Source organism: Marinobacter sp. G5_S1_61_S3 (genome assembly GCF_054968585.1).
In genome coordinates this window covers 156892-182594 of sequence record NZ_JBQKUK010000007.1, presented here as the reverse complement: position 1 = coordinate 182594, position 25703 = coordinate 156892, and the positions used below count along the sequence as shown (strand labels likewise).

Below are 25703 nucleotides of genomic sequence, written 5' to 3'. Positions count from 1 at the left end.
AGGCAAGTGCTTCGAATGCCTGTATTTTCAGCGTATACCAGTAAACCGTGACCATCAAATGGCCAAGAGCACGGGCGACGGGAACTTTACGGCATGAATGAACTCTGAGTTTCTTTCGTCGTACCATCGCAAAACATGGGTCATTCAACGTTTCCGGATTCAGATGAAAACCTTCAAACGCTGTTTTATCGGTTTCACCCTGACACTGTCACTTCTGCTCGCCGGCCCGCTGTTCCTGGCCGCCTGCGCCGGCCTCCAGGACTCAGGGAGCTGGCGAACGGCAGACCGCTCCAGCGCGGGCATTGCCCCACGCCCGGAGCAGGAGCAGGCGGCTGTGGTTCAGGTCTACGGGGCCCGTGCCTATAACTGGCGGGGGTATTTTTCATTGCATACCTGGATCAGCACCAAAGAGGCGGGCGCCGATGGCTATTATGTCCATGAAGTCACGGGCTGGCGTCACTACGTGGTCCAGTCCCGGCCAGACGACCCGGATCGTGCCTGGTATGGCGCGCCGCCGACGTTGATTGCGGATATCCGCGGTGAGCAGGCCGAGCGGATTATTGATCAGCTGAATGAGGTGATTGACCGCTACCCATACCCAACGGAATACACCGCCTGGCCCGGCCCCAACAGCAACACCTTCGTCGCCTGGGTGATCCGTCAGATTCCGGAAATGGATGTGGCCCTGCCCAACCACGCGATTGGCAAGGATTATCTGGGAAATGGCGTTGTGTCCGAGGTACCTGGCGGCAGCGGTTATCAACTATCGCTCGGTGGTTATTTTGGTATTCTGGCCGGTGTTCGGGAAGGACTGGAATTGAACATTCTGGGGCTCTCGATGGGCATCAACCCGTTGGCGCTTGGCATCAAACTCCCCGGAGTCGGCGAATTGGCGTTCCGCAGCACCAATCCGATGCATGAACCGTCTGGCTCGAACTCTGAGCCTGAGACCGACGCTGTGCCTCAAACTGGTGCCGCTGAGTCGGCCGAGGCAGGGCAGGTCTCCCAAAAAACGCTGTGAATACGTCCTTGTACGCTTGGGCTCCACCATCCATGGCTCCGCACATTTTTGGGAGACCGTTCCTGCCCCGTCCTGATTGGCAAATCGTCTTACAGTGCTGTGATTCCTAGGTAACGGACCAACCCCGCACTGGCAATACCGGCTGCGATAGCGGGTAAGGGCTTCTTCGTTGCCAGCATAATAACAGCGGTGACAACCAGTGCTGCCAATGAGCCGGCATCGCCGCTTACCGCCATGGGGACGATGATCGCGATCAGCACCGAACTGGCCATGGTGTTGATGAAGCTTTCGATGCGCGGGTTGATCGTTACGAACGACATCAGGAACACACCGCCGAAGCGAGTCGCCAGGGTGACAAGCGTCATGATGGCGATCAGGGCCAGAGTGCCAGCAACCGTGGTTTCAACCGTCATGATGAACGTCCCTCTTCAACAGATTCCGGTGCTTCAGTCTTCTTTTCCATCCAGAAAAAACCAATAGCGCCACCTGCCAACGCACCGACAACCACATGGGTATTGGGCGGTAGCCATTTCCAGGCGGCCAGCGATGAGGTTGCCGCGACGGTCCAGGCCACCAGGGTTCGGGGGGATTTGTTGCCGCCGAGTGCCATGGCCAGCAGGAAGCAACCCAGCACCATATCCAGGCCCAGGGACTTGGGGTTCTGCAGCAGGCCACCGAAGTAAACCCCCAGCCAGGTTCCGATAATCCACGCCACCCACAGCACAAGACCACCGCCGAGGATAACCTCCAGGTTCCGTTTACCACTCTGGTATTCCTGCGCGGACACGGCCCAGTTGGCGTCGGTCAGGAGCAGCAGTAAGCCATAGCGCCGACCCGGGGACACATCCCTGAGCATGGGGTACAGGGAGGCCCCCATCAGCAGATGGCGGGAATTAATGGCGAACACGACGGCCATCAAAGGAATCAGCGACACCTCGCTACCCCACATATCGACAGCGGCAAACTGGGAAGCGCCCGCAAATACCGTGGTGCTCATGAGTATCGCTTGCAGTGGCTCCAATCCTTTCTGGATGGCCGCCAATCCGAAGGCAGCACCAAAGGCCACCACAAATAACGAGATGGGAAGAAGCCGGAAAAACTCCGCGCGGACTTTTTCGGGTTGAAGCTGGTAGGAATATGTATGAACGTTCATCTAAGCAAGCTAATGAAACCAGCTTCAGATGCGTATAGGTAGATGCCGAAGAGTCAGAGCTGGCCGAGGGTGTAGGCCAGGGTGTCACTGATACCCGCGTTAAGCTTCAGGTCCACCAGTGAATCGGCACGGGTACGCCCCAGGTTCAGTGTCGCCATGGGTTTACCCCATTCCTTGGCATAGCGACAAAATCGAAATCCAGAATAGACCATCAGCGAAGAGCCGATCACCAACAGGCCATCACACGTCTTGAGCGTGTCCAGTGTGGACGTCACCCGGTCTTTGGGCACGTAGTCGCCGAAAAACACCACATCCGGTTTCAGAATGCCGTCGCAACAGGGGCAGTCCGCGATGCGAAACTCAGAGAAGTCCACTTCCAGATCGGCATCACCATCCGGCGCGGCGCCGGCGGAATAGTGCCCAAAAGTCGGGTTCATGTCCGCGCAACGCTCGTGGACCTCGTCCCGCTTGCAGCGATATCCGCAATCCATGCAGACAACCTCGTCAGCCCTGCCGTGCAAGTCGGTTACCGAACGGCTACCCGCCTGCTGATGCAGGCGATCCACGTTCTGGGTGACAAGCAGGCGGCTGTAGCGGCGAAGCTCCAACTCGGCAACACGATGATGCGCGATGTTGGGCCTGGCGTTGCGAATGATTGGCCAACCAATGAGGCTTCGTCCCCAATAACGCTGGCGAACCATCGTGCTCGTCATAAAGTCCTGATGCTGGACCGGTTGTTTGCGCTTCCACGCGCCATCGCCATCCCGATAGTCAGGAATGCCGGAATCGGTACTGACGCCGGCTCCCGTCAATATCATCAGGCCAGGATGCCGGTGGATGAATTCCGCCAGCATGGCCCCCGCCTGCTCGGGAGAATGCAGCTCCAGTGGCTGATCAGCGGCCGGCATTGTTACGCCTTTAACAGGTTTTTGAATGACAGGCATCACACTCACACTCGTTGGGAACTCCTCTACTTTAGGGAGCAAATCCACCGCTGCCAATGGTAACAACCGGAAAAGATTCTGATTAGGGCACAATATTCTATTTGCATTGTGCAAAATTTAATTTTGTGCAACCATTAACAACGAAATAAAGTCATCAACACACGATGCGTTGTAATGCGCACGAAGGAGAGTCGAAAACATGTCTATTGAACAGGTTGTTTATCGCGCGTCAGCAGAAGCTACCGGCGGCCGTGACGGCCGTGCCATCTCCTCGGACGGCGTCCTCGATGTTGAGCTGACAACACCGAAAGAAATGGGTGGTGCCGGCGGCAAAGGCTCCAACCCGGAGCAGTTGTTCGCGGCCGGTTATTCTGCGTGCTTCATCGGTGCCATGAAATTCGTCGCTGGCCGTGACAAGCTTCCCATGCCAGAAGATGCGTCTATTGAGGGTGTAGTCGGCATTGGCCAGATTCCCGGAGGCTTCGGGATTGAGGTGGAACTGAAAATCTCTCTGCCGGGCATGGACGATCAACAGGCCAAGCAGCTGATTGATGCAGCTCACCAGGTGTGCCCCTACTCCAACGCCACCCGTGGCAACATCGATGTGACATTGACCCGGGTGGATTGATATCGACCTGGTCGATCACCGAAATCTGACAGCGGGCTACCTGCCCGCTGTCAGGAACCGGCTAGACCAGCTTTGCGGTTTCCACCGAGAGCATGGGAATTACCGACAGCGCAAGCAGCGCGCCCATGCTCCAGTTGAACATCCTTCGATATAACGGCTTGCGCAACAATTTCCGCAATCCTGCCCCCCCAAGCATCCAGCTACCGACACAGGGCACGCTGACCAGCAAAAAGGTCAGCCCGATCCAGAACGACTGCTGCAGCACCTCGCCACTACTGACCGTGGTGAACGTCGCCAAAGCGCCAACCGCCATGACCCAGGCTTTGGGATTCACCCACTGGAAGGCCGCCGCCTGAAGGAACGACAACGGCTTGCTGGTTTTCTCACCGTCGATCTCTGTGGCTGTGGTCGCGATTCGCCAGGCGAGATACAGCAAATAGGTTATACCAAGAACCTTGATCACCAGGTGTAACTGCGGAAATGCTTCAAACACTTTCCCCAGGCCCAGACTGATCGCTACCACCATAGCGGGAAAACCAAAGCAGATACCCAGGTAGTGAGGTAGCGTTCGCCACACCCCGAAATTGACGCCCGATGTCATGATCATGATGTTGTTCGGGCCTGGCGTTACCGTCGACACCAGCGCGAAGAGCAATACGCTTAATACGATTTCCATGTTCCCTGCCGAGCTCCCTGTTACCGATTCGTTACTCGTCAATCCTACAAAGCGGGCCGCCAGTGAAACAGATTCAGAAGTGTGGTTTTTTGACCATAACAGTTGAGCGATTCATTACCCGTCAGAGCTCTTATCCGGGGGACAAAGTCCGGATAAGCAGGTTGCGCATGTGGTCTGCACCCAATCGATTCATCAGCTCAACGTTCTGCTCCGGTATCGATTCTGTTCCGGGATAGCCGGCGATGGCGCGCTCAAGGCTGCGTTCCCTCAGCAGGTGCAGCATCGGGTAAGGAGAGCGATTGGTGTAATTTTCGGCGTCAGCCGCATTGGTGCCGCCAAACTGATAGTCGGGATGAAAACTGGCAATCTGATACTCCCCGTCCAGCTCGAGATGCACAAGAAGGCCGTCGGCTGCGTCGAGAAAATCGTTGTAGTCCATAAAGTCCGTCAGCACGTCGGGATGCACAAGCAGCGTTGTCTCAACCTCCGGATGTTGGTCCAGATGCATCATTTCTTCCTGCAATGCAGTTAACAGCCCCTCCTCCGAGTTGGCATCCGTCGCCACAAATCGAATGCGCTCATTCACCAACTCCCGACGGGCAAACGGGCACAAGTTGAGACCAATGACCACCTCTGACACCCACCGCCGCGTGGCGGCCAGAACGGTATTACACTCCAAGTTGAAACTCCCATACGTTAAAAGCGGGGAAAGGATGGCGAAAATGCTGCCCGAGCGCCGAACAAGACTGAAAAGGACCTGAAAGGACCGACACAGCCAGCGCAAGTCATGATACGTTAAGCAAGCTTACAATAATTCCGTGACCGATGGCTGCCGGAGAACACGATGAACGCGCTGCGAACACCTGACAAACGATTTGAACGCCTGCTGGATTATCCCTTCGCCCCTCATTACGTGGAGGTCGACGGACTGCGCATGCATTACGTCGATGAAGGCCCCTCGGACGCCAGCCCGGTGCTGATGATGCACGGCGAACCTTCCTGGTCGTACCTCTACCGCCACATGATTCCCATCTGTGCAGCGGCAGGGCACCGGGTGATCGCGCCAGACCTGATCGGTTTTGGCAAATCCGACAAACCCACGGATATCAACGCCTACAGTTACCAGAGCCATATGGACTGGATGCAGGCGTTTCTGGAACAGACTGACCTGCAGAACATCACCCTCGTATGCCAGGACTGGGGATCTCTTCTCGGCCTGAGACTGACGGCGGAAAATCCGGAGCGGTTCCGTGCCATCGTGGTGGGTAATGGCATGCTGCCTACCGGCGACCAGCCCGTGCCAAAAGCGTTCCAGTTGTGGAAGAACTTCGCCCTGTACAGCCCCTGGTTTCCCATTGCCCGCATTATCAATACCGGAAGCTTTCGCACCCTGGGGCCCGACGAGCGTCGAGCCTACGATGCGCCATTCCCCAACAAGAAGTACAAGGCGGGTGCTCGTGCTTTTCCGAAACTGGTGCCGGTGACACCCGACAACCCAGCCAGCGAAGCCAATCGCGAGGCATGGAAGGTTCTGGAGCAGTGGAAGAAGCCGTTCCTGACCACTTTCAGTAACGGCGACCCGATCACCCGGGGCGGCGACCGTTATATGCAGGAGAGAATTCCCGGCGCAAAGGGCCAGCCCCATACCACTCTCACCGGCGGACACTTCCTGCAGGAAGACTCACCGGTTGAGTTTGCGGGGGCGATCAATACCCTGTTGGCTCGCCTGGACGAAAGCGATCAGACATAACCCTGGCTTCGCAGGTAGTCATCGTAACTGCCGCTGAAGTCGGTTATGCCGTCGGCCTTCAGTTCAATAATTCGGGTGGCAAGGGATGACACGAACTCCCGGTCATGGCTGACAAACACCAGCGTGCCCGGGTAATTTTCCAGCGCCAGGTTCAGGGCCTCGATGGATTCCATGTCCAGGTGGTTGGTGGGCTCGTCCATCAGCATGACGTTGGGCTTTTCCAGGATCAGCTTACCGAACAGCATACGGCCCTGCTCTCCGCCCGAAATGACCTTCACCGATTTACCGATATCATCCCCTGAGAACAACATGCGGCCGAGGGTTCCCCGAACCAGTTGTTCTCCGCCGGTGGTCCATTGCGACATCCACTCGGTCAGATCCATGTCCTCATCAAAGTCGGCGCCGTGATCCTGGGCGTAGTAGCCGACCTGGGCACTGTCGGTCCACTTAACATCGCCGCTGTCAGGCGTCATGGCGCCGGCCATACACTGCATCAGTGTGGTTTTGCCAATGCCGTTGGGCCCGATGATGGCCACTCGCTCACCCGCTTCGATCTGCAGGTTCATTTTGTCGAACAGGGGCTTGCCATCGAAGCCCTTGGTAAATTCCTTCAGCGTTACCGCCTGTCGATGCAGCTTCTTGGTTTGCTCAAACCGGATGAACGGGCTTACCCGACTGGACGGTTTGACCTCCTCCAACTGGATCTTGTCGATCTGACGGGCGCGGGAGGTTGCCTGCTTGGCTTTGGAAGCGTTGGCGGAAAAGCGACTGACAAACTGCTGCAACTCGGCAATCTGGGCTTTTTTCTTGGCGTTATCCGACAGCATGCGCTCGCGGGCCTGGGTGGCAGCGGTCATGTATTCGTCGTAATTGCCAGGGAACAGCCGAAGCTCGCCATAATCCAGATCCGCCATGTGGGTGCACACGCTGTTCAGGAAGTGGCGGTCGTGGGAAATAATGATCATGGTGCTGTTGCGAGCCACCAGGATGTTTTCCAGCCAACGTATGGTATTGATGTCCAGATGGTTGGTGGGCTCGTCCAGAAGCAGGATATCAGGATCAGAGAACAACGCCTGGGCCAGCAGAACACGCAGTTTCCAGCCCGGCGCAACAGCGCTCATGGGGCCGTTGTGCTGTTCCAGGGGAATATCCAGGCCCAGCAGTAGTTCGCCAGCGCGGGCATCGGCGGTATAGCCGTCCATCTCGGCGAATTGCACTTCCAGGTCCGCCACGGCCATGCCGTCTTCCTCGCTCATTTCAGCGAGCGAGTAGATACGATCACGCTCGGCTTTTACACGCCAGAGCTCTTCGTGGCCCATAATGACCGTATCAATCACCGAGCAGTCCTCGTAGGCAAACTGGTCCTGGCGCAGCTTACCCAGCCGCTGATTCTGGTCCACCATGACCTGGCCGGCCGACGGTTCCAGGTCGCCGCCAAGGATTTTCATGAACGTGGACTTGCCGCAGCCATTGGCGCCGATCAGACCGTAGCGGTTGCCATTGCCGAATTTGACGGACACATTTTCGAAAAGGGGTTTGGCCCCGAACTGCATGGTAATGTTCGCGGTGGATATCAAGAATAGACCTGCTGAGAGTGAAGACCGGGCACGGGCCGGCGAAGGAAAAGCCGGCATTGTACAGGTTTGTGGCCAAAACCGTGAGACAGCAAAAACACGGATAAAAAGCGCTTGCCTCAACGGCCCAGTGCGGGCAGCATTTCACCCTCGGTGATCGCAACATGATCCTCATTCGAAAAAAGGAAACACACCATGACACAGGCAACCGCGCGTCACATCCTTGTAGACAGCGAAGCAAAATGTGAAGAACTGAAGAAAGCCATTGAAGGCGGCCAGGACTTCGCGGAAGTGGCGAAGCAACATTCATCCTGCCCCTCAGGCCGCAACGGCGGCGACTTGGGCGCTTTCGGCCCGGGCCAGATGGTTCCGGAATTCGACAAGGTGGTTTTCAGTGGTGAAGTGAACAAGGTGCTCGGCCCGGTGAAAACCCAGTTCGGCTACCACCTGCTGGAAGTGACCAGCCGGAGCTGATGGCTTTAAACCTGCCAGCGTACCGGCCCGCCCGCAATACCCAGATACTCCGGTATCTGGCTTTTGCGGGCATGATTCTGATTGCCCCTCTGTTTTTTGTCGGCGGCCCCGGTTGGTCCGACGGGCCGCTGTTCAAATCAGCCTGGAATCTCGGGCATATTCTGTTCTTTGCTCTGCTGACCCTCGCCATTCAGCCCTGGCGGATCTGGACGGGCTGGACTCTCTGGGGCATCAGCACACTTGCCGTACTCCTGCTTGGCACCGGTATCGAACTGCTACAACACGGAACCAGCCGCCAGATGGACTGGCAGGATATCCTACGCAACCAGGTGGGCGTATGGACCATCCTGGCCCTGCGGCCACGGGCCTCACTCACCCGGAAGTCACGGCCGGTGGTCTGGCCACTGAGGCTCATTGTGGCTGCGCTACTGGCCGCCGAAATCGGTGCCACGGCAAGGGTCGCCATTCAGCAGTACCACGTCAGCCAACTACTGCCGGCACTCTACGACTTCCGCCAGCCAGATCCCTCACCATTCTGGGATGGCGTCATAGCGCCCGTAACCGACCATGCCATAGACGCCCATAAGCGCGCACTCAGGATATCCCTGTCCACAGCCCAATATTCCGGAGTTTCCCTACACAATTTACCCGAAGACTGGCGCGACTATGACCGCCTCGTCATCGACTTGTACAACCCTCAGGACCACCCATTGCCGATGATTTTGAGAATCAACGACATGGAGCATGACCTGGGCGACAACAACTACAATGACCGCTTCAACACCCGCCTTCCCCTGATTCCCGGACCCAACCAATTCAAAATGGACCTCGACAGAATCAAGGCAGCCCCCGAAAGCCGATCAATGAATATGCAGGCCATCAGACGGCTAATTCTGTTCGCGGTTGCGTTGCCGGAACCCAAAACCCTCTATCTGCGTGACATTCGGCTGGAATGACGGATCATCATCCCTGGTCTACTATAGAAAGTAGTAGCATCCTTGAAGCTGTCCCTTTCTCGTTTTTCAGCATCCATGTTTGGGCGATTGCATGAAGGTTTTAAAAGCGCAGCTCGTTGCGCTGGCAGTATTGTGGTCGACTCTGGCATTAGCGGATGATGGTGGGCGACAATTGAGTATCAGCGTTGGCGACTGGCCTCCCTTTTTCGTGGAAAGCGAGCCTGGTCAGGGCACGGTTGCCCGGCTGGTCAGGGACATCTTCGCGGCAGAGGGTTACAAGGTCGAGTTCCACTTCCTGCCCTGGAAACGCGCCTACCGTGAAGCCGCTAATGGCAAGCACGACGCCACTGCAATCTGGATGCACACCGCCGACCGACAGAAAGATTTTATCTACAGTGAACCGGTGATGAACGAACGCTTCGTGCTGTTCTACCGCAAGGACACGCCCATTGAATGGAACCAGATGCAGGACCTTGCCAACCTTAAGCTTGGAGGAAGCATCGGGTACAGCTACGGCCCTGAGTTTGATAGTGCAATCGAGAACGGTATTCTGAACGTGGAATGGGTCGCCTCCACGGAACTTAATTTCCGCCGCCTGCTGTTTGGCCGGATTGATGCTTTCCCGGAAGAAATCAACGTCGGCTACTACATTCTTCGCCGGGAAACAGACCCACAGGAAGCCCGCCGGATTACCCACCACCCGGAGCCCATTCTGGAGAATCAAAGCTTCCTGCTGTTTCCAGCCAACGAACCGCGGACACAAGCCCTGCTAGAGGTATTCAACAGGCGCCTGCAGATATTCCGTGAAAATGGCCGCTACGACACCTATTTTGAAACCAGGCCCCAGGCATCATTGAACAAAGTGAGATAACAGCGGGCTGAACTCAGTCGAGCCGCCAGGGGTTGGCCGTCAGCGGTTCACCACCATGCTCTCCCACCAGTACCGTATCGCTGCAACCCATGCCCCATTGCCCCGGAATCCTGAGGCATATGGGCAGGTGGAACACCATTCCCGGCTGGAACACCGTCGACTCTCCCCGGGCTATAAAACCGGAGCCCTCCACCCATGAAGGAGGAAACTGCGCCCCCACCGTGTAGCCAAACACCCCGGAGAAAAACACCTCACTGGCCAGTGGAGCCATAACCTGCTCCGCAGCCCTGGCGGCGGAATCGAAGGTTCGGCCTGGCACCATGGATGCCTTGAGGACATCCACCACGCGACGGCAGCCGTCAAAAACGGCCCGCATCCTCGCCGAGGGATGACCTGCCACCAGCGTACGCATCATCGGTGCCGTGTAACGTTGCCAGGCAGCACCAAATTCGAGGAACACCGTATCGCCGCCTTCGATCCTGCACCGCTTGTGATTGGTATGGATGACACTGCTGCGCAGCCCCACCGTTACGATAGGCTGCATACTCATGAATTCACTGCCGCCCGCCAGAAGGCTTTCTGCGCCGATGGCCGCTATGTCGTTGTCGGTCATCCCGGGGCGGATGGCCGCTGCTGCGGCTTCGATGCCCTGCCCCGTTATGCGGGCGCTGTGCCGCAGGCAATCAATTTCGGCCGCTGATTTCACAATACGGATGCTTTTCAACAGGCCTGAAGCATCCACAAACTGTGTGTCCGGGAGTCGCTGTTTGAGCCCTTCCAGGACCCCCTGGCGGAGCGAGCCATGCCAGTAGTCAACGCCGACCTTTCCGCCATGCCCTATCAGCGCGTGTGCCAGGGGATCCAACACATCGCCCACACCTTCCCAACGGTAACCGATAACGTGATCGACCCGTGTGGTAACCATGGCGGGACCGGTTTCGATGGAGGGCACTTGAAGGGTAAGCGTATCGGCGGTGACCACCAGTGCGACGTGAACGGAGACTTCAAAGGTACTGTAACCGGTCAGATAAAACAGATCGGACGGGTCGGTTAACAGAACAGCTCCGAGACCGTCCGCATGCATCCTGGAGCGAAGGTGTTTGAGACGCTGCTGGTACTCCGCCTCAGGAAAGGGGCATTCCCGGCCCCTGAGTTCGGTGGCCAGGGTTTGCTGGTAGGCATTGAAATCCATGGGGCCGTCTCCGTTACGGAAAGTGACTACTGGAGACTGGACCCAAAACAGGGGCTTTTCAATCTTTCGCGGTGTCACCGCCGATTAAAAAAGCGCCCCAACTGGTTCCCTATGGACTCCACAGGGTCCGTGATCGAGCGCTGAACGCTGTTGGTGACCACGCGGGTGAATGCCGAGCCGGCATCACTTTCGAGGAACTCAATGTACTTCTTCAACTCGGAAGAGCTGAGATCCTGATAGGTGTAGAGGTAGCCATCGTAGACCTGCTGGGCAACCATGCCCCGCAACATGCCACGCTGGTTCTCGATCTGTTGCTGAAGCTGTTCGAAGGTTGGGCCTTTGCTACCGTTGAACGCTGCCATGGCAGAGGCTAAACCCAATTGGACAGCGACGGTGGTATCCACGGCACTCTCCGTTGCACGGGCAGCCCGGTCAAAGCGGGTAAACAGTTTGGCCCTTTCGCTGCCCTTGTATTCCTCCTGCAACGCCGCGGCATTGGCTTCCACCTGCTTCCAGGAGTCGGGGTTGGAGGCGGCCACCTCGGCCTTGGAAATTTTCTCCGCCAGCGGCGTTTCATACCAGGCCAGTACCGAGTTCAACTGCCCCTCGCTGAGCCCCTGGTCCAGGTCTTCTATCAGCCGCGCGCGAATCTCGGCAACACTGAACGCATTACTCACAACACTGCTGATGGTGTTGGCAACAAACGGCTCAACCCGCCCGCTTTGTTTCAGGCCCTGGCGGATGCCCTGGCTCATCATCGCCGGGTACTGGGCGACAACCTCATCAATGGGCGACACCCGGAGCACCGAGTCCGCCAAAGGGCTTGCGGTGGCAGAACCACAGACCAGCAAAAGAAAAAGTAATGCCGGTTTAACTTGGGATAGTGTGCGCATGAACCTAGTATCCTCTGATAACGAGGGTCTGTTATGCCATGGAGCTGGCGAGAGCTGCAAGCAAAGCCGGCCAGTAACAGATGACCATTTTGTAGTATGGAGTGACAGGGCCCGGTCCCGCCCATGAAGAAACGCCGTAATCGACCGAAAAACAGACGACCTGGACGACTTGGACGACTTAAAAGCAACCGGGTGAAAATCTGGAAGTCCCGAATGCGGTGGTATGGCCTGCCAACACTGGGCTTGGGGCTGGCAATCGCCATTGTCGCCATCATGCGTTTCAGCCTGCTGGAGCCAGACCCACCGGCAAACCCGGACGACGTCTGTGAGATCTTCCGTGAGCATCCAGTATGGTACGACTATGCCAGCCGTTCACGGGAGCGCTGGGGCACCCCGATTGCAACGCAGATGGCTTTTGTTTACTACGAATCGTCGTTTCGCAGTCATGCCCGTCCACCACGGACCCGCCTGCTGGGGTTCATTCCCTGGCGCCGGCCAACATCCGCCTACGGCTACGCCCAGGCGCTCGACCCGGCGTGGGCCGAGTACCTGGCCGCAAACGGAGACGGTCTGTCCGTGGTACGAACCAACATGAAATACGCACTCGATTTCGTGGGCTGGTATAACCACCTGACCCGCAGAGAAGTGGGCATTCCTCTCACCAGCCCCGAGAAACTTTACCTCGCCTACCACGAAGGCAGGACCGGCTACCAGCGACAGAGCTACCTCGCCAAGCCGGAGGTAAGGTCATTGGCCACTCGGGTCCAGAACCGGGCCTTCCGCTATGACCGCCAGCTCCAGACCTGCGAGGAAGAATTCCAGTGCTGGCGTTTCTACCAGTTCTGGCCCTTCTGTGGTGACTGGTAAGCCCAGACAATGATTCGGCGTCAGCTCTCGCCTTCCACCTGGGGTGTCAGTTGGGTCAGCCTGGCGGTCAGGAACTCCATTACAATCCGTACCCGTGCCATCTGTTGCGTGTCGTGATTCACCATCAGCCACAGGTCAACGCCCTCGCCTTCAAGTGGCTCCGACAGGCGCGTCAGCTCCTTGGTACTGTCGCCCAAGTAGCAGGGTAATGCCGCCAGCCCTGCCCCGGCCCGCGCCAGGGCGTGCATTGCCTGGAGACTGTTGCAACGGATGATGGACGACGCGTTCTTCAGGTGCTTGCGATACCACCGCCCCGTCGCCAGGTGGCTGAAGCTCTCATCCGGCAGAATCCAGAGCGCCTGCTCCGGCGAATGCTCAAGGTCCAGGTCGGTATGACGCTTACGGTAGCTGGTAGCAGCGTAGATGGCCGACTCGATCGTGCCTATGCGCTCCCCTTCCAGTGTGGCCTGGGGTTTGTTTACCGGACGCAGTGTCAGGTCTGCCTCGCGGTGGCTCAGGTTCAGCACATCGTTGTCGGTGAGCACTTCCAGTTCGATGTCCGGGTATTCCCGGACGAGCTCTGCAATCATCGGACTGATAAGGGCATTCACCATGGTGTCGGTGGCCGCCAACCGGACCTTACCGACGGGCGCTGAATCCTGCCCGACCAACTGCCGTTCAAGATTTTCCATATCGGCGGCCAGCCTTTCAGCTTCGCGGAATGCGGTTTCACCCACGGGTGTGAGTTGCAGACCATCCCGGTTGCGCTCAAAGAACTGAACGCCCATCTGCTCTTCCATCTGATCCAGGCGACGAAGCACCGTGGTCTGGTGAACGCCCAGTATCTCACCGGCTTTGGCAAGGGTTCCCCCTATTGCCAGGGCGTGTATATATCGAAGATAATCCCAATCCATAGATACTGCATATTTGCAACGTGAGTACGGAGTTTAACGTATTTAAACTGCAAATACGAAGCCGTAAACTTCTTTATATAGTCAGCTAACCAATATTTTAATCCACCAGATAAGGAGGAAGGCGCTATGACTCAAGACCATATCGCAACCGTACACCCGCTGCCGTCCAGTATCCTCCACAACAGTACTGAGGTCAGGCGCCAATATACCCGTGCAGCTGCAAAGCAAGCCGTACAGGTTATCAGCCGGAAGATGAATTCCTGGAGAAAGAGGGCAGCAACCGCGTCGCCGGAGATGCCCCAGATGATGCAGGGCGAGCACTAAGCCCGTCCCTGTATGGGAAAGTAAGGGAAGACAGATTTCGAAAACACCGGTGGCCCTGGATATCCAGGCTCACCGGTGTTTTCGTTTTGGGGATCAGAACTCCCAGATCACCTTTTGCTTCTTGCCAAACCACTCGTCCATTTTGCGGTTGTAGAAGTCCTCGATCACATTTCGCTTGATCTTCATGGTGGGTGTGAGCATACCGTTTTCCATGGTCCAGGGTTCTTTCACCACCACCACGAACGCCAGCTTCTCATGAGCCTCGCACCCACTGTTAACGGCGTCCAGCTCCGCAGCCAGCTCCCTCTCCAGCTCATCACGACTGCCTCCTGCTTCCAGCGCTTCCCGTGCTTCTTCGGATAACAGTACCATCAGGCAGGGCTGAGGTTGGTTGGCTCCCGCCACGCACACAACCTCTGCCTTGGGATGATTAAAACGGCTTTCGATGGGCACTGGCACCACATACTTGCCCTTGGAGGTTTTGAAAAGATCCTTCACGCGGCCAGTGATGCGCAGATACCCCTCGCTGTCGATCTCTCCCATATCCCCGGTTTTAAGGAAGCCATCCTCGGTAACGTCCTCGCGGGTTTTCTCTTCGTTCTTATAGTAGCCCAGCATCTGGCCGGGGCTCTTGACCTGCACTTCGCCATTCTCAGCCAGACGATGCTCCGCACCAGGATTGGTGACACCCACGGTACCCACCTTGGCCCGGCCCGGGCGATTGGCATGAGAATAGCCGAAGTTTTCCGACATCCCATACACCTCCAGCAGCTCCAGCCCAAGGTTCCTGTACCAACCAATAATTTCACCCGAGAGCGGTGCCGCCCCCGTGAGGGCCGCACGGCAGTGATCCAGGCCCAACTGCTTCAATACCTTCTTTTTCACCAGTTTGTTCAGTACCGGAATATTGAACAGCACCTTCTGCTTCTTCGGCGGCAACTTGCTGTTGATGGCCAGGTAGAACTTCATCCACAGCCTGGGCACCGAGAAGAACAGGGTCGGCCGGGCTCTTTGCAGATCTTCCTGGAAGGTGTCCAGGGAATTGGCAAAATACAGGTGGAATCCGTAATAAAGCGACTGGGTTTCCACCGCCGCACGTTCAGCAACATGGGCAAGAGGCAGATAGGAAAGCATTCTTTCATCCTGGGTGACAGGGAATATCTGCTGCAGCCCATCGGCGACGGAAATCATGGTGCGAAAACTGTGCATAACGCCTTTCGGGCGACCGGTGCTTCCAGACGTATAAACCAGGGTGGCCAGGTCATCAGGGTCCGGCAAGCTGGGTTCGGCCGGCTGCTGCTGGGCGATAACGTCCAGCCATTTCGGCGTGTCGTCCCGGGGCGACATCGGCAAAGAAATAACCGGCAGGTCTCCGGGAATGTGGCCCTTGATATCGTTCCAGCCGTCCGCCTTGCCGTCCAACTTCCCCAGGAACAGCAGTTTCGCTTCACTGTGCTCCAGCACATACGCAGCTGTCTCACCATTGAGCGTCGGATATAGCGGAACTGAAACGTGGCCGGCAGCCCATATGGCGAGGTCTGACAGGATCCAGTGCGCACTGTTCTTGCCAAGAATGGCGACATTGCTGCGTTCCGGCAGGCCCAGTGTTGCCAAGTGAGCCGACATCCGGGACACCTGGTCGGCGGCCTGTTTCCAGGTAATGTCTTCGGTGGTGCCATCCGGAAATGGCTGGGTCAGGTATACCTTGTCGGGGGTTTGCTTTGCCCAGTAATACAGGCAGTGGAGGGACGTTTGCTTGTTGCTGTCTGCAGCCATCAAGGGCTCCTTATTGTTGTCGTCTTTTCTGACGTTATTTTTGGGCAACTAAAGCATAGTACCTGTATTTCCCGTTTCCTCAAGCCTGGGCGATGGTGACGGGCCAGCTGGCCCACACGGACAACTCCCGGCCTTTCGCCCGACAGGATTGCAGGGTAACCTCCCGGATCGCGCCAGATAACATTGCCAAATAAGGATGGGTTTCCCCATGCAAGAGTTCATTCTGTACCACTACGCCATGTCGCCTTTTTCCGAAAAGGTTAGGGCCATGCTCGGCTACGCCGGCCTTTCCTGGCAGTCTGTTATCGTCCGGGAAATGCCGCCCCGGCCTATGCTTTCCGCGCTGGCGGGTGGTTACCGCAAAGTTCCCGTGGCCCAGAGTGGCGCCGATGTGTTCTGCGACAGCCGCGCCATCGCTGACGAAATCGCACGCCTGAGTGGCAAACCGGAATTGAGCCTGGCCAACCAGCCGCAAGCAGTCATCGACTTTGTGCACACCACGGACCTTGAGGTGTTTCTTGCCTGCGTGATTGCCGCCAGCGATGGCCGCATGCTGCGAAAGCTGATCCGCGACACGTCGCTGCTGAACGCCTTACGCTTCCTCAAGGACCGCATCACCATGGGCACAAAGTCCCGCGTGAAAGCGGTACGAGGGCCGCAGGCAAAAGCCAAGGTTATGGCGCACATCGAAACCATGGAGTCGATGCTGGAGAAAGACTTCTTGTTCGGCGATACTCCCTGCATCGCTGATTTTTCGGCCTACCATGGCCTGTGGTTTGTCTGCGATCTGGCGGGCAAACCCTGGCTGCGGGACGCTCCCAACGTGGCAGCGTGGCTGGAGCGAATGAAAGCCTTCGGACACGGCAAACCTAGTGAAATCACCGCTGACCAGGCATTGGACATTGCCCGCAATGAAACGCCGCGAGCCATTGAGTCTGCCGGTGGTAATGAGTTAACAGGAAAGAATGTCGAAGTCGCACCCGATGACTACGGGCGCGACCCGGTCGCAGGACGCCTGGTGTTCGCAGATGAGCAAACCCTGACTCTGGAGCGTTCCCACGCGCGTGTCGGGCAGGTCCATGTCCACTTCCCGAAACAGGGTTATGCAATCAAGCCGGCCTGATGCCTCAAGCCGGCTCGCCCTTCTGGCCGGCACTTTCGAAAGCGGCCAACACTGACGACAGGAAATCATCCATTAACGAGCGCGGCGCGGGTTTGTTTTCGCCGCCCCGCTCGTCCTGGAGCCGCTGGATATCGTCCAGCAGTTCCTGCATGAGCCCTTCCATTGCCTGAAGGTCCATGCCTTTGGCAACCGACTCCTGAGCAAGCCCCTGGATATCCCGGGCGAGACTGCCAAGCGGTCGCAACTGCATGTTTGCGGAGGGCTCGGATGAAGGCTCACGGGATACAGACTCGTAAGCAGCGGCAGACACCATCCGGGTAGCAGAGAGGTTCAGGCTGAAGCTCGCCAGTTCATCCCCGCCCAGTCTCAACGACTGGGCCGCTTGAAAGGCACCCTGGATATCGCCGTCGAAAAAACGGCCAGACACTTGCTGCACTTTGCCAAAAAGATCCGCGAGCGCGGCCTTCTCGCCGTCATCCAGACTGCCCTCCACCGAGAACGCATAACGCCCCGAAAACAGGCTGGCCGAGCGTACTTCTTCAGACCGGACGCCATCACTCTCGCGGGCACTTGCCGACATTGCCGAGTAGCGTTGCTCCTCCATGCGAACGGTCACACGGTCGCCGTCACGGGTGGTGACCTCAAACGCAAAAGACTCTTTGCTGGCGCTCTCCACCATCGCCGCTGCTACCCGGCTCTCTGACGGCATCCCGTTTTGCAGATACCGCGACTCCAGATCAGACAAACCGTCCTGGATGCGCGTGAAGCTGTCGTCGATATCACGATTCAATGTGTCCGTCATCAACCCCAGGGCTTCGATCTGCTCCCGCGCCTCGGAGAACCCCTGCTCAACACCACGGCGTGCATCGGAAAGCAGGCCTGCCAGGCGCTCCGAGTCTGCACCGGCAGCCGCTTCCTTTTGCAGGCGCTGCTGGACGAAGCCCAGCACGCGGCTGGCCACGTCGGCGGCTGTCGGCGGTTCGAATCGATTTCGGGTGGAGGCAGATGCATCGGGGCCGGATGCCCCGAGTCGTTGCTGAAGCTGTTGTTCAAGCCTGCTTCGAAGTGCGTTAATAGCATCCTCGGGCGTGCGGATCGCCCCCCTGCCCTGTTCCCGGACCTTGGTAGGCTCGGGGGCATTGTTTGTCGACCGGCTTCCCGATGGCTCCGCGCCGGAGCGACCTGGCATTCCGGAACCGGGAATATTAATTGGAGAAACCATACCCTCACCCCTCATCAGCGCTGTCTGCAGGCAGGACATGGGATGCTTCCGCAGCCTGCCCCTGTTTATCGGCAGACCGGCGGCAGGCATTAAGAACGTTTCGGTATTAGCACCAGATGATTAGGCAATTCGTTTTTCTCGCGGGTTGCGGGCAACTGCTCCCGCAGGTGCTGGCCGCAACTTTCGATGCAACCGAGAAAGCCGGCCAGGGTGTCGCCACTGCGAACCTGGTTGGTAAAGGTGCCGACAATCTCTTCCCAAACGCCGTCGCTGACCTTATCGGCAATGCCCTGATCCACCAGAATTTCAACATAGTGTTCCGCTTCCGAGACGAAAATCAGCATGCCAACGCCGCCCTGGGTGTGATGAAGATCCTGCTCCAGGAATTGCCGCCGGGCCATGTTGGACGCCCGCCAGAAGCGAACAGCCTTTGGAACCAGATGATGCCCCACACCCGGAAACCGAAACAACAGGCATAACAGGATAAAGGTCACCCACTGAACCACCAGCAACCAGTCCGCGCCCAGCGAACCGGTAAAGTAATTGATCGCTCCGGGCACCAGTAGTGCAATAACCCCGGCCCAGAGCAGGGGGATATAGGAATAATCATCGGAGGCTGCGGCAAGAACCGTTACCAGTTCCGCGTCGGTCTCACGCTCCACCTCTGTGATGGCCGAAGCCACCTGTTGTTGCTCACTGTCTGTTAGTAACGTCGTCATGTTCGTTCCGGTGTTGCTGAATCAATAGGTTCGCTGTCTACTCGCGTTGAGTCGCTGGTTTACCAACCGCCGGAGGCACCACCGCCGCCGAAGCCACCGCCTCCGCCGCTGAAGCCACCACCGCCAAAACCGCCGCCGCGACCTCCACCAAGACCACCAGCGAGCGCACCGGCCAGCAGGGCACTGCGGCCACCACGGCCCCCGCCGACACCGCCTCTAAAGAACGCAATCAGCACAATGACGAAAAACAGGATGCCCAACGCCGGATGGGGCCGATCGTCTTTGGCTGCCTGGCGACTGGACTTCGGAACCGCAAGTGGCTCACCACCCAATACCTGAACCATGGCCGCAGCACCGTTGGCAATGCCGGTGGCAAAATCCCCCTGCCTGAACGCCGGGGTAATGATCTGATTAATAATCGTGGCGGATGTGGCGTCGGTCAGTCGACCTTCGAGGCCGTAGCCAACCTCGATGCGAATCCGCCGCTCATCCTTGGCTACCAACAGCAACGCACCGTTGTCTTCACCTTCCTGGCCAATTCCCCAGTGACGACCCAACTGGTAGCCAAAGTCTTCAATGGCATAGCCCTGAAGGTTCGGCAGCGTCACCACAACCACCTGTTCGGTCGTTGACTGCTCGTGGGCCTCAAGCATCTGGCTGAGGCGACGTTCAACTTTGGCGGGCAGCATGTCGGCGCGGTCCACCACGCGACCGGTCAGGTCGGGGAAATCAGGAGTGGATTGCGCCAGGGCATTGGCCTGGCACAGCACAATCAAGGCCAGAAAAACGATAACGGGGTGGAAACGAACAGGCATCAGAACTCCACCTGTGGCGCTTCCTGGGCATCGGGGGTAGTGGCCTCGAAGTTGGCCCTCAACTCAAGGTCGCTGTAAAGCATGCTGTGCCAGAGACGGCCTGGAAAGGTCCGGATTTCCGTATTGTAGCGTTCAACCGCCTGGATAAAGTCACGCCTTGCGACCGAGATACGGTTCTCCGTACCTTCCAGTTGCGACTGCAACGCCAGGAAGTTCTGGTTTGACTTCAGATCCGGGTAGCGCTCTGAAACCGCCATCAGGCGGCTGAGCGCACTGCTGAGTTCACCCTGAACCTGCTGGAACTGTTTCAGCTTCTCGGGGTTGTTGAGAATGCTTTCGTCGACCTGAATAGAGGTCGCCTTTGAACGCGCTTCGGTGACTGCTGTCAGGGTTTCCTGTTCCTGATCCGCAAAACCTTTCACCGTTTCAACGAGGTTCGGCACCAGATCCGCCCGCCTCTGGTACTGGTTCTCCACCTGCGCCCAGGCTGATTTAACCTGCTCGTCATACGTTGGAATGTTGTTGATGCCGCAGCCGGTGAGCAGCATGGCCAGCAAGGCCAGAGCAGCAAGCTGAAAGGGCGTTCGGCCTGGGCTGGCCATGGGTCGGTCGTGCATAGCGTATCGGTTCCTTGATGGTGGGTCTGGTCATCGTCGGCCTAAGACACTATCACATTTTTCCGCCCGACATCTGCCGCCCAGGCGGCCGAAAACACTGTATACATATACAGATGCCTTAAGTATACTCACCGCAGATTCAATGAACCCCACCAGACACGACAACGTGCGGGAACACACTGGAGAACGTCATGGCCGTACAAGCGCTGTATTACTCGGAGAGGGATGGACTGGAGATGGCACTGAAACACCCCGACACAATGCTCTTCTCGTCCAAAGCGGAAGCCGATGCCCGGGACAAAGTCCTGGAACTGGCCGAGGAAATCACCCAGTTTCTACAGGCGCGAGTTGAGGGCCTGGATGAAGCCATGGCGGAAAAAGCGGCACTCGCCATTGCCGAGGAAAAGGACCTGTTCGCCAAGGCCCTGAAAAAACCCTCATTGCTGAACGAAACCACCGACGCATAACCCAGAATGGGCGGGGAGGCGCTCATTCACCACACGCCTCCCCGCCTCGGTACGTCTGCGCGGATCAGTCTCCCAGGGGATTGATATCCCCAATAAACCTCAACATATCCGCCATGGTGAAGGTTCCTGGCGTGGCTGCCGGCAGGGATGGTTTCCAGTCTTTGCCCTCCTGCCAGAGGAACGACTGCTGATCACCGTGGATCAACCCCACGAACACCTCGGACACGATGGCTGCCCCAACCGGGCCCAGCCGGTCACCGGCCTCTTTCACCTGCGCTTCCTTCAGGATGTAGTACCACAGCGGTGTTGACTCATGCAGCCCCTGGCGCTTGGCTTCCTCGCCATCCGGCCCGGTCGCAATTTCATCGGCAGTCAACGCATTGGCTACGCCCATTTCACGGGCCACATCCTGGCCGGAGGGCAAGCCCAGGCTCACGCCGCGCTTGAGATTACGGAAAGCCAGGTTACCGCCACCACCCGGCAGATTATGAAGTTCCTCCACCAACAACGGGTCCAGTTTCCGCGACGGATTGAATGGCATCGACGATGGACGGTCAAGGTCGTGGAAGCGCCGCCAGTCGATAATCCAGTTGCTGGGCAACACACTGACTGGCGTTGGCCCGGTGGGAGGCTGCGGTGCGAGATTTCCAATAATGTCCCCAGACAGTCCGGAGAACGCAAACAACAGATCAAAACCGGTATCAGCGAAGATCCGGTTGTGGCTATAGCGCTGGCGCACCATGCTGTGCCCCAAACGATAGGCCGCCACTGAAAACTCCACCGGCATGTAAGGGGTTTTCTTGAACCGGTAGTACTGCCGGCCATCGTTGAGAATTCGGTCGGTCGCACCTTCCCCGCACAGACGCTCCATCCAGTCGTGGAGCACCATCCACTGATAGTGGTAAGTCACGGTTTTCCTGGCTTCAGTCAGGAGCTGTTCAGCCGCTACGCCCTCGCTCTGCAGCTTGTCACACACAGCGTTATGGAACTTCAGGAAGGCCAGGTGGGTCTGCGCAACCAGCAGGTTTTCATCGTTGCGCGGGTCACCAATCAATGCCACGCCTTCCGGGCTGCGGGGAAGGTCGTTGGCAAAATCGCCGGTGATGCCACCAAAATCGACGTTGATGTTCCGGCCAATCACCAACTTGGGACCACGTTGCGAAGGGTCCGCCGGGTTCCTGGCATACAGATGGGGTGAGCCGTCAGGGCCGAGACCATAGACATTATCCAGGTCCAGCGCCGGGGTACGGAAGTTCTCCAGTCCCAGCGGGTCCCTTTTCTTATCGGACAAAGAGCTCAGATCGAGCGTGATGTCGTGGTCGACAAACTGGCCAAAGTAGGTGTAACCGCCCGGAATGCCCGGATTGTCCAGTGAACTGTCCGTCGGATCGGGATCCAGCATGGCTTCCGCCAGCGCCTGTAACTTGTTGTCTGGCACATCCAGGGCCGACAGGCCCGGAAACATACGACCAAACATGCCTGGGTCATCGTGGCCGGATAACTGGTCAAGCCCCTTGCGTGACGGGTGCCGTCCGCCCATGCCATGGCCGGGACACATGTTGACTTTCTTGTACGTTTTTTCGCTCGTTTCGAACGTTTCCTTGATATTCATTCCTCTCTCCCATTTGGACTATCAGGTCCTCAGACCGTCGAAGCCGCGAACAACGGCCAGGGCGTCGTGCCCTTCGCGACGAGCCCCAGGGAAATAGCAGCTTCCATGCCAGCGAGATATCAAGTGAAAAAACCGAACTACGGGCCCATCGGAATCCCATGCTCAAACAGGCAGTTAACAACAACAGCCAGGCACATTCAGGACCGACAGCCAACATTGGACAACTTCCACGACCGCCGGAAAACAGCACGCCTGCATACATTGCTGACAGCGGGTGACGACGGAATTTTTTCAGGAGAGCACGAAAAAGTACGGATTTGAGATTTTTGCAGACAGGAGCCAACACAATCACTGCACTTTAAACACATTTACAGAGTTTTCTGGTTTGCTTTACACCCTACGTATCAAAATCTGACACTTTTTAGCCGAACGCCCTTGGCGTTTTCCACTTCGAGCTCTAATGACCAGCCCCTATCTCAGCCCTAAATAGCATTGCCCCGTAAAATCAGCCACCTGAATGGGTACAGACCTGGGCGAGGAATCAACACTCAGACGATATGTCGCATATGCAAAGATGTTGAAACTCATTACAGCTTTTACAAACCATTTCCGGAAATACTGGTATCAACGCCTGAAACGCGTCTCCAGAACCACCGCCGAATTGGTTCGCTCCACACCCTCAAGATTGCCGATTTCGTCCAGAACCGCACTCAGCTCCTCCAGGGACTGAGCCTGGACGATGGCAATCAGATCATACTCGCCGCTGACAGAATACAACTGGGATACCTGGCTGATCTGTTCCAGGGCTGCGTTGGTTCGAGCCGTCAGCTTCTGGAAAACCTTGATCGACACATGGGCCTCCACCTGGGTTGCCGTATACTCGCCTCCAAGCTCAACGGAATACCCGCGAATCACGCCACTCGCTTCGAGCTTTGCAATGCGGTTCTGCACCGTTGAGCGCGACAGGTCCAGTGCCCTGGCCAAGTCCGAGACACTGCAACGGGCATTCTGGCGCAGGTGTAATAGTAGCCTTTGGTCCTGCTTGCTGATCATATCGACATCATTCCTGGTCAAATTGCCATAATATATCATCATTTATCATTTTTTGACGCTACAAAATGGCACTACACCCCATCATACTGGCCCTGCCACTCTCCGCTTCCAGCGGTCAGCAGATGAGGACATGTCTATGATTATCCGCCCGGTTGCCCTCTCAGACCTCGCCGCTCTGCAGCAGATTGCCGTGGAATCCGGCCCCGGTTTCACCTCACTGGTCGATGACCGTGATTTCCTGACCCAGAAAATCCGTCATTCCATGGACAGTTTTAACCGCCATACCGGTACCCCAGGCGACGAAGGCTATCTGTTCGTGTTGGAAGACCCGGAAACCGGCGAAATCATGGGTACCACCGGTATTGAAGCCTCTGTAGGCATCCGACGCCCTCTGTATCATTATCATCGCAGCCAGGTCGTTCACCACTCGCCGGAACTGAATCTGCTCCGCCGACTGGAAGTCCTCAACATGTGCAATCATTACACCGGTTGCAGCGAGATCTGCACACTGTTTTTGCGGCCCAGGTTTCGGCGGGCGCACGCGGGCAAGCTGCTCTCCCGGGTTCGCTTTCTGTTTATGGCCCAGCATCCGCAGCGTTTTGCTGAGACTGTCATCGCTGAAATGCGGGGCATCTCGGACGAAGGCGGGCAGTCGCCCTTCTGGGATTGGTTGCGGACCCATTTCGTGGATCTTGATTTCAGCACGGTGACACGCATGGTGGGCACGGGCGACAACGGCTTTATCGCCGACCTGATGCCCCGACACCCGCTCTACACCCATTTGATGGACGAAAACGCCCGCGCTGTTATCGGGCAGGTACACCCGCAAACCCGTCCGGCCCTCGCCATGCTCGAAGCCGAAGGGTTCCGCCATAATGGTTACGTGGATCTGTTTGATGCCGGCCCGACCGTTGAGGCGAGACTGGCCGATATCCGCTCGGTATCGACGTCCGTCGGCTGCCGTATCCAGATTGTTGATGATGTGCGACCGACGCTCGAGGAATGGAACCGGGGTGGCCAGGGCCGACTGTTGGCCATCACCAATACCGAAACGGCGAATTTCCGCGCCACCGTCACCAGTGCTGCCCGATACCTGCCTGCTCACAATCTCCTGCAGGTACCGGCAGCACTGGCAAAGTCGCTTAATCTGCGCAACGATGGAGAAGTCCGTTTCATGGAACTTGCAGCCGCACAGAGCGGAGCTGCGACCACAGCCATTCCACTGCGCCAACAACAGGAGGCCATCCATGCACACCGATAGAGATACTTTGTTCCGCCACCTTTGGGACAATTACTGCGAGGTGACACCCTCGGCACAGGATATCCACCGGTTGCTGGATGACACCCAGGGCGGCGAAATTGTGAATGACCACATTGCCCTGCGTACCTTCAACATCGAGAAGGTAAACCTGGACAAACTGGCCGCGCACTTCCTGGCGCTGGGATATCACGAAGGCGGCGACTATCACTTCGACGCCAAGAAACTGTACGCAAAACACTACGAGCATCCAGATCCGACTGCCCCCAAGGTGTTCATTTCCGAATTGCTGGTTGATCAGTGTTCCGGGTCGCTGCAATCCATTGTGGAAGGCCTGGTGAGCCAGATGGACCCTACCGCCGTCACCCGGGACGACTTTCTCTATTCCGGTCGTCACTGGGATGTCGACCACGCCACCTACCAGACCCTGCTGGAGGAAAGTGAATACGCGGCCTGGGTAGCGGCTTGGGGTTATCGGGCCAACCACTTTACGGTGAGCATCAATCATCTCAGCCGATTCAAAACCGTGGCTGAAATCAATCAGACCCTCAAAGACAACGGTTACCGTGTGAACAGTTCCGGAGGTGAGATCAAAGGCTCTCCGGAAGAGCTGCTGGAACAATCTTCCACCATGGCGGACCGCGCCGACGTCCGGTTTACGGATCAGACGGCGGCCATACCAAGCTGCTTCTACGAGTTCGCACGTCGCTATGCCAAGCCTGACGGAGAGCTCTACAGTGGCTTTGTTGCCGCCTCGGCGGACAAGATTTTCGAGAGCACGGACAGCCGAACCTGAAGGACAAA

General features: G+C 57.3%; 27 protein-coding genes and 1 pseudogene. 12 read left to right on the top strand and 16 right to left on the bottom strand.

Going from position 1 to position 25703, the window contains the following annotated elements:
* Nucleotides 1–163 precede the first annotated feature (163 nt).
* Nucleotides 164–1021 (top strand): DUF3750 domain-containing protein, encoded by an 858-nt coding sequence (locus ACTRWH_RS08950; protein ID WP_075197075.1) that lies wholly within the window; start codon nt 164–166, stop codon nt 1019–1021.
* A gap of 89 nt (nt 1022–1110) precedes the next feature.
* On the opposite strand, the gene ACTRWH_RS08945 is transcribed toward ACTRWH_RS08950, so the two are convergent.
* From ACTRWH_RS08945 to ACTRWH_RS08935, 3 genes are read right to left on the bottom strand one after another with little or no spacing between them, the layout of a single operon-like run.
* Nucleotides 1111–1434, bottom strand: coding sequence for an AzlD family protein (locus ACTRWH_RS08945; RefSeq protein WP_075197039.1), 324 nt, complete (start codon nt 1432–1434; stop codon nt 1111–1113).
* On the bottom strand, nt 1431–2174 hold the full coding sequence (locus ACTRWH_RS08940) for an AzlC family ABC transporter permease (protein WP_075197038.1): 744 nt from the start codon (nt 2172–2174) through the stop codon (nt 1431–1433). The genes ACTRWH_RS08945 and ACTRWH_RS08940 overlap by 4 nt, the downstream gene beginning before the upstream one ends.
* Before the next feature lie 53 nt (nt 2175–2227).
* On the bottom strand, nt 2228–3082 hold the full coding sequence (locus ACTRWH_RS08935) for an NAD-dependent protein deacetylase (RefSeq protein ID WP_087148971.1): 855 nt from the start codon (nt 3080–3082) through the stop codon (nt 2228–2230).
* A 235-nt stretch (nt 3083–3317) separates the two neighbouring features.
* On the opposite strand from ACTRWH_RS08935, the gene ACTRWH_RS08930 reads away from it, so the two are divergent.
* The gene (locus ACTRWH_RS08930; protein ID WP_075197036.1) at nt 3318–3746 is read left to right on the top strand and encodes an organic hydroperoxide resistance protein; all 429 of its coding nucleotides are present in this window, start codon (nt 3318–3320) and stop codon (nt 3744–3746) included.
* Between the two features lie 61 nt (nt 3747–3807).
* Here the strand turns inward: ACTRWH_RS08930 and ACTRWH_RS08925 are convergent, their stop codons facing one another.
* Nucleotides 3808–4422: a LysE family translocator gene (locus tag ACTRWH_RS08925; protein ID WP_041332348.1), complete on the bottom strand. Its 615-nt coding sequence runs from the start codon at nt 4420–4422 to the stop codon at nt 3808–3810.
* A 130-nt stretch (nt 4423–4552) separates the two neighbouring features.
* Nucleotides 4553–5101, bottom strand: coding sequence for a DUF1415 domain-containing protein (locus ACTRWH_RS08920; protein WP_428397622.1), 549 nt, complete (start codon nt 5099–5101; stop codon nt 4553–4555).
* A gap of 165 nt (nt 5102–5266) precedes the next feature.
* Here ACTRWH_RS08920 and ACTRWH_RS08915 point away from each other — a divergent pair, with 165 nt between their 5' ends.
* A complete protein-coding gene (locus ACTRWH_RS08915) occupies nt 5267–6172 on the top strand; it encodes a haloalkane dehalogenase (RefSeq protein ID WP_428397620.1) in 906 nt (301 codons plus the stop codon).
* On the opposite strand, the gene ACTRWH_RS08910 is transcribed toward ACTRWH_RS08915, so the two are convergent.
* Nucleotides 6163–7749, bottom strand: coding sequence for an ABC-F family ATPase (locus ACTRWH_RS08910; RefSeq protein ID WP_036209478.1), 1587 nt, complete (start codon nt 7747–7749; stop codon nt 6163–6165). The genes ACTRWH_RS08915 and ACTRWH_RS08910 overlap by 10 nt on opposite strands.
* Nucleotides 7750–7935: 186 nt before the next feature.
* On the opposite strand from ACTRWH_RS08910, the pseudogene ACTRWH_RS08905 reads away from it, so the two are divergent.
* The 3 genes and pseudogenes from ACTRWH_RS08905 to ACTRWH_RS08895 form a co-directional block, all read left to right on the top strand.
* A pseudogene (locus tag ACTRWH_RS08905) lies at nt 7936–8220 on the top strand (peptidylprolyl isomerase); the annotation flags it as partial.
* Nucleotides 8220–9176, top strand: a complete 957-nt coding sequence (locus ACTRWH_RS08900) for a succinyl-CoA synthetase subunit beta (RefSeq protein ID WP_136633546.1) — start codon at nt 8220–8222, stop codon at nt 9174–9176. The pseudogene ACTRWH_RS08905 and the gene ACTRWH_RS08900, both read left to right, overlap by 1 nt.
* A gap of 91 nt (nt 9177–9267) precedes the next feature.
* The gene (locus ACTRWH_RS08895; protein WP_075197033.1) at nt 9268–10047 is read left to right on the top strand and encodes a substrate-binding periplasmic protein; all 780 of its coding nucleotides are present in this window, start codon (nt 9268–9270) and stop codon (nt 10045–10047) included.
* Nucleotides 10048–10060: 13 nt separating this feature from the next.
* Here the strand turns inward: ACTRWH_RS08895 and ACTRWH_RS08890 are convergent, their stop codons facing one another.
* Together ACTRWH_RS08890 and ACTRWH_RS08885 are read right to left on the bottom strand one after the other, a co-directional pair.
* Entirely contained in the window at nt 10061–11239 is a 1179-nt protein-coding gene (locus ACTRWH_RS08890; protein ID WP_136633336.1) for a M24 family metallopeptidase, read from the bottom strand.
* Between the two features lie 74 nt (nt 11240–11313).
* Nucleotides 11314–12132, bottom strand: a complete 819-nt coding sequence (locus tag ACTRWH_RS08885; protein ID WP_136633335.1) for a DUF2059 domain-containing protein — start codon at nt 12130–12132, stop codon at nt 11314–11316.
* Nucleotides 12133–12345: 213 nt separating this feature from the next.
* Here ACTRWH_RS08885 and ACTRWH_RS08880 point away from each other — a divergent pair, with 213 nt between their 5' ends.
* On the top strand, nt 12346–12999 hold the full coding sequence (locus ACTRWH_RS08880; RefSeq protein ID WP_075197031.1) for a transglycosylase SLT domain-containing protein: 654 nt from the start codon (nt 12346–12348) through the stop codon (nt 12997–12999).
* A gap of 20 nt (nt 13000–13019) precedes the next feature.
* On the opposite strand, the gene ACTRWH_RS08875 is transcribed toward ACTRWH_RS08880, so the two are convergent.
* Nucleotides 13020–13913, bottom strand: a complete 894-nt coding sequence (locus ACTRWH_RS08875; RefSeq protein WP_036209455.1) for a LysR family transcriptional regulator — start codon at nt 13911–13913, stop codon at nt 13020–13022.
* Nucleotides 13914–14039: 126 nt separating this feature from the next.
* Between ACTRWH_RS08875 and ACTRWH_RS08870 the strand changes: the two genes are divergently transcribed.
* Nucleotides 14040–14237 carry a hypothetical protein gene (locus ACTRWH_RS08870; protein WP_036209452.1) on the top strand — a complete coding sequence of 66 codons (198 nt, stop codon included), beginning with the start codon at nt 14040–14042 and terminating at the stop codon, nt 14235–14237.
* A gap of 93 nt (nt 14238–14330) precedes the next feature.
* Here ACTRWH_RS08870 and ACTRWH_RS08865 read toward each other — a convergent pair whose 3' ends face one another.
* Nucleotides 14331–16013, bottom strand: coding sequence for an AMP-binding protein (locus tag ACTRWH_RS08865; RefSeq protein ID WP_036209447.1), 1683 nt, complete (start codon nt 16011–16013; stop codon nt 14331–14333).
* A gap of 208 nt (nt 16014–16221) precedes the next feature.
* Between ACTRWH_RS08865 and ACTRWH_RS08860 the strand changes: the two genes are divergently transcribed.
* Nucleotides 16222–17136 (top strand): glutathione S-transferase family protein, encoded by a 915-nt coding sequence (locus ACTRWH_RS08860; protein WP_136633681.1) that lies wholly within the window; start codon nt 16222–16224, stop codon nt 17134–17136.
* Nucleotides 17137–17140: 4 nt separating this feature from the next.
* Here ACTRWH_RS08860 and ACTRWH_RS08855 read toward each other — a convergent pair whose 3' ends face one another.
* From ACTRWH_RS08855 to ACTRWH_RS08840, 4 genes are read right to left on the bottom strand one after another with little or no spacing between them, the layout of a single operon-like run.
* Nucleotides 17141–18397 carry a DUF5610 domain-containing protein gene (locus ACTRWH_RS08855; RefSeq protein WP_169052524.1) on the bottom strand — a complete coding sequence of 419 codons (1257 nt, stop codon included), beginning with the start codon at nt 18395–18397 and terminating at the stop codon, nt 17141–17143.
* Between the two features lie 50 nt (nt 18398–18447).
* Nucleotides 18448–19077, bottom strand: a complete 630-nt coding sequence (locus tag ACTRWH_RS08850; RefSeq protein ID WP_136633679.1) for a TPM domain-containing protein — start codon at nt 19075–19077, stop codon at nt 18448–18450.
* A gap of 59 nt (nt 19078–19136) precedes the next feature.
* Nucleotides 19137–19892, bottom strand: a complete 756-nt coding sequence (locus tag ACTRWH_RS08845; protein WP_136633678.1) for a TPM domain-containing protein — start codon at nt 19890–19892, stop codon at nt 19137–19139.
* The gene (locus tag ACTRWH_RS08840) at nt 19892–20494 is read right to left on the bottom strand and encodes a LemA family protein (protein ID WP_164732149.1); all 603 of its coding nucleotides are present in this window, start codon (nt 20492–20494) and stop codon (nt 19892–19894) included. The genes ACTRWH_RS08845 and ACTRWH_RS08840 overlap by 1 nt, the downstream gene beginning before the upstream one ends.
* A 206-nt stretch (nt 20495–20700) precedes the next feature.
* Here ACTRWH_RS08840 and ACTRWH_RS08835 point away from each other — a divergent pair, with 206 nt between their 5' ends.
* Complete coding sequence (locus ACTRWH_RS08835; RefSeq protein ID WP_007152627.1) at nt 20701–20976, top strand: YebG family protein; 276 nt, start codon at nt 20701–20703, stop codon at nt 20974–20976.
* A 64-nt stretch (nt 20977–21040) separates the two neighbouring features.
* Here ACTRWH_RS08835 and ACTRWH_RS08830 read toward each other — a convergent pair whose 3' ends face one another.
* Together ACTRWH_RS08830 and ACTRWH_RS08825 are read right to left on the bottom strand one after the other, a co-directional pair.
* Nucleotides 21041–22588, bottom strand: coding sequence for a peroxidase family protein (locus tag ACTRWH_RS08830; RefSeq protein ID WP_085679639.1), 1548 nt, complete (start codon nt 22586–22588; stop codon nt 21041–21043).
* Between the two features lie 624 nt (nt 22589–23212).
* The gene (locus ACTRWH_RS08825; RefSeq protein WP_040474313.1) at nt 23213–23641 is read right to left on the bottom strand and encodes an Lrp/AsnC family transcriptional regulator; all 429 of its coding nucleotides are present in this window, start codon (nt 23639–23641) and stop codon (nt 23213–23215) included.
* A 130-nt stretch (nt 23642–23771) separates the two neighbouring features.
* Between ACTRWH_RS08825 and ACTRWH_RS08820 the strand changes: the two genes are divergently transcribed.
* Together ACTRWH_RS08820 and ACTRWH_RS08815 are read left to right on the top strand one after the other, a co-directional pair.
* Nucleotides 23772–24902, top strand: a complete 1131-nt coding sequence (locus ACTRWH_RS08820; RefSeq protein ID WP_082040547.1) for an arginine N-succinyltransferase — start codon at nt 23772–23774, stop codon at nt 24900–24902.
* Nucleotides 24889–25695 (top strand): DUF1338 domain-containing protein, encoded by an 807-nt coding sequence (locus ACTRWH_RS08815; RefSeq protein WP_041334185.1) that lies wholly within the window; start codon nt 24889–24891, stop codon nt 25693–25695. Before ACTRWH_RS08820 ends, ACTRWH_RS08815 begins: the two co-directional genes overlap by 14 nt.
* Nucleotides 25696–25703: the final 8 nt, after the last annotated feature.